Annotated in this window: 2 protein-coding genes and 1 pseudogene; all 3 read right to left on the reverse strand. The window is 74.4% G+C overall.

Annotation, left to right across the window (positions count from 1 at the left end):
* Positions 1 to 696, reverse strand: a pseudogene (locus G5C51_RS42660) (hypothetical protein); the annotation flags it as partial.
* A gap of 5 nt (positions 697 to 701) precedes the next feature.
* A complete protein-coding gene (locus tag G5C51_RS40755; protein ID WP_165245802.1) occupies positions 702 to 2,522 on the reverse strand; it encodes a DUF3492 domain-containing protein in 1,821 nt (606 codons plus the stop codon).
* Positions 2,523 to 2,737: 215 nt separating this feature from the next.
* Positions 2,738 to 3,563, reverse strand: an 826-nt coding sequence (locus tag G5C51_RS40760) for an ATP-binding cassette domain-containing protein (protein WP_165245803.1), incomplete at its 5' end; no start/stop codon positions are given.

Consider the following 3,563-nt stretch of genomic DNA (forward strand, 5'->3'; position numbering starts at 1 on the left):
GGTGTGGGGGTCGTGGCGGGACGCGTCTGCTTGATCGTCTACGGCCGGCGCACCAGGAGCCTCGGCCGACGGCGCCCCCTCCACGTTGCGACCAGCAGCGTCCACGCCACCAAAGGCAGCCGCCAGGCTGTCCATCAAGGAAACGTCCGCAGGCCCGTCATCGGAGTCGCTACCAGCTCCGGCCTCACGCTCGGCCCCGACCTGACGGTCGGCACCATCCTCATGCTCGGCCTCGACCTCACGGTCGGCTCCGCCGTCACGCTCCGACCTGTCCCGGCGCTCGGCCCCGACCCCGCGGTCGGCCCCAGCCTTCCGCTCGGTCCCAACTTCACGCTCGGCTCCGCCGTCACGCTCGGAGTCGTCTCCGCGCTCGGCCCCGACCTCGCGATCGGCCCCAGCCTCCCGCTCGACCCCGTCTTCACTCTCGGACCCGGCCTCATCGCCAAGTCCGTCGTCCTCCTGGCCACTTCCGTCATCGCCCGCCGACCAGCCTTCCCCCGCCGCCGGCTCCTCCGGCCCGGAGTGCCGATCGCGGCGGTCGCCCGCGTCCCCGAACGCCTCCAGGAACGCCTCCGCCAGCGACGGCGGCACCGGCGGCTGGGCGGCTCGCGCTGCTTCCCGGCCCTCGGACTCCGCCGCCGTCACGCCGTCCGAAGGCGACGCGGCGCTGTCCGTCGGGCTCCCGCTCCCGCTCACTGCGTTCACAACTCCTCGTTCTCGCCGGCGCCCCCGGCGCTCGTCCGCGCCCCTGCGCCCACCGGTTCGGGTATGCGGGTCCGCTCCGTGGCGACCGCGCCGCGGTCCGCGCGGGACCAGCTCGGGCGGCGCGGGCCGCGGGCGGCCGAGCGGCCCGGAAGCCAGGCCGCGAAGCGGCCATTGCGGCGGGATTCCGGCGTGCGGCCACCGGCCCAGCGGCCGGGCACGTGGGCCTCCGCCGGGTGCGCGAAGGGCTGTACGCCGCCGACGCCGCCGAAGGCCGCGGGGGTGCGGACCGGGCAGTGCGACATCAGCTCGAGGTAGATGCCGCGGAAGGCGTCGATGTTCTGTTCCACCGTGAAGAGTTCGAGGGCGCGGGCCCGCGCCGCCGCACCCAGGCGCGCGCGCCGCGCCGGGTCGCGCAGCATCGCGAGGCAGGCCTCGGCGAGCGCGCGTGGGTTGCGCGGCGGCACCACCAGGCCCGTACCGCCGATGATTTCGCGCACCGCGCCGACGTCGGTCGAGACCGTCGCCCGGCCGGAGAACATGCCCTCGGCCAGCCCGGCAGGAAAGCCCTCCACCACGCTCGACAGCACCAGCACGCTCCCGGCGGCATACGCGTCCGCCAGGTCCGGCACCTCGGGCCCGCCGATCTCCTCGAAGGACACCGGGCTGTCCCCGACCGCGTGCTTGTGCACGGCCTCGTCGGGGAAGAGCTGGGCCGCGAAGGCGCGGCAGTGGGCCAGGTATTCAGGGGCGTCCGCGGCACGCCCCACCGTGCCGATGATGCGCAGCTGCGCCTCCGGCTCGGCCTTACGGACCTCCGCGAAGGCGTGCAGCAGGGCGACCAGGTCCTTGCCCGGCTCGATCCGGCCCACCCACACCAGCGTCTTGTCGTCGGGGCAGAGCTCACCCTCCCCCGCCGCCGCGAAGCGGCCCGCCCGCATCCCGGGATACACCGTGCGCTGCCGCGCAGGATCCGCGCCGAGGCGCTGCTGCCAGCGCCTCGCGTGGGTGTTTCCCGGCGTGAGCAGCGCGGCCTGGGCGTAGACCTCGGCGGCCAGGTGGCGGTGGAAGGCGGCCAGCAGGGCGCGTACGGGCGCGGAGGAGGTCAGGTCCTGCGCGAGGTAGTGGCGGCGGAGGCGGACGCCGTACTCGGTCACCAGCAGCGGGGTGCCGAAGAAGTGCTTGGCGAGGAGGCCGGGGAGGGCCGCGGGGCCGCCCGACAGCGCGTGGCAGAGGTCGACGCCCGCGAGGCCGCCGGCGGGCTCGTCCTCGTCGCCGTACCAGCCGGCGGTCAGCGGGCGCAGCACGCGCTCCAACCGGTCGGTCACCGCGAGCAGATCGGTGACCAGCGCGGACTGCGCGGCGGCGGAGGAGCCGGGCGCGCGGCAGGCCGACTCGAGGATGCGGAGGGCCGCCTCCGAGCGCAGCGCGTGCGCCAGGCCCGCACCGTGGTCGCGGGCGAGGCGGGCGAGGCCGTACAGCCCGTCGGTGAAGGCGGCGAAACGGTCCTCCTCACTGTCGGAGGCGGTGATCGCCGTCGCGAGTGAGGTGAAGTGCTCGGCGAAGCGCTGGCGTTCGCGGCGTCCGTACGAGCGGCCGAACCGGCCGCTGTCCGCCGGGCCCCATAACGGGGCCGTGTACACCTCGGTGAGGTGCTCCGGCAGCGGCGCCAGGCCGCCGGCCTCGAAATCGGGGGCGGGGGTCAGGCAGTACGCCTCGAACTCGTGGTCCGTGAGCCCGCGCACGAGCCGGTCGCACCACACCCGCCCCTCACCCGCGGCATACGGGTAACCACTCTCCGCGAGTAGTCCGATCCGCACTTGACACCCCCTGTTCGGCTGGCCCCGGTCTTGGTCTGAACTGTCTGAACTGCCGCTCCGGCGGCTGGTGACAGGACGCTATGCGGGGGCGGGGGTGGTGCGGCGGACGGTTGTCCGTCGCACCACCGGAAGGGGTGAAAGGGCGTAACCTTCTGGCGCCGGTGGCGTTGGCCGCGTATCCGGGCGGGGTGCCTCAAGCTGCGCTTATGTGGGCCCTAAGCCACGCTCAATGCGGGCTGTTCCACGGTGCTCGCCAACTCCCTTCGTGCGGTGCGCCGCTCGGCCGCGCGGCCGGGATCGAGGACCGGCACGGCTGCCAGCAGCGCCTTCGTATAGGGGTGTTGCGGCTTCCCGTACACCACCTCTACCGGGCCCTCCTCCACGACCGCGCCGGAGCGCATGACCAGGACGCGGTCGCTCACCTGCCGGACGACCGCGAGGTCGTGGGCGATGAAGAGCAGCGCGAGGCCGAGTTCCCGGCGGAGGTCCGCGAGGAGGTCGATCACCTGCGCCTGGGTGGTGACGTCCAGGGCCGATACGGGCTCGTCGCAGACGAGGACGCGGGGCTCGGGCGCGAGGGCGCGGGCGATGCCGACGCGCTGGCGCTGGCCGCCGGAGAATTCGTGCGGGTAGCGCTCGTACGAGCCGGCTTCGAGCCCCACCCGGCCGAGCAGCTCGCGCACGCGCGCGCGGATCTGCGCGTCGGTGCCGTCGCCTGCGGCGCGCAGTGGGTCGGCGATGGACTCGCCGATGGAGCGGCGGGGGTTGAGGGAGGAGACGGGGTCCTGGAAGACCATCTGGCGGTCGCGGCTGATGGCGTGGGCCGGGCGCCCGTCGTAGTGGAGGGTCCCGGAGGTGGGCTCGAGGAGGCCTACGAGCATGCGCCCGAGGGTGGTCTTGCCGCTGCCGGACTCACCGACGATGCCGACGGCTTCGCCGGGGTGGACGGTGAGGGTGAGGTCGGCTACGGCGGTGGTGCGATGTCGGCGGCCGCCGAACTCACGGCGCAACTGGCTGGCTTCGAGCAGGGCTGCACCCACC

The organism is Streptomyces coryli, assembly GCF_011044975.1.
In the GTDB taxonomy this organism is placed as follows: Bacteria; Actinomycetota; Actinomycetes; order Streptomycetales; family Streptomycetaceae; genus Streptomyces; species Streptomyces coryli.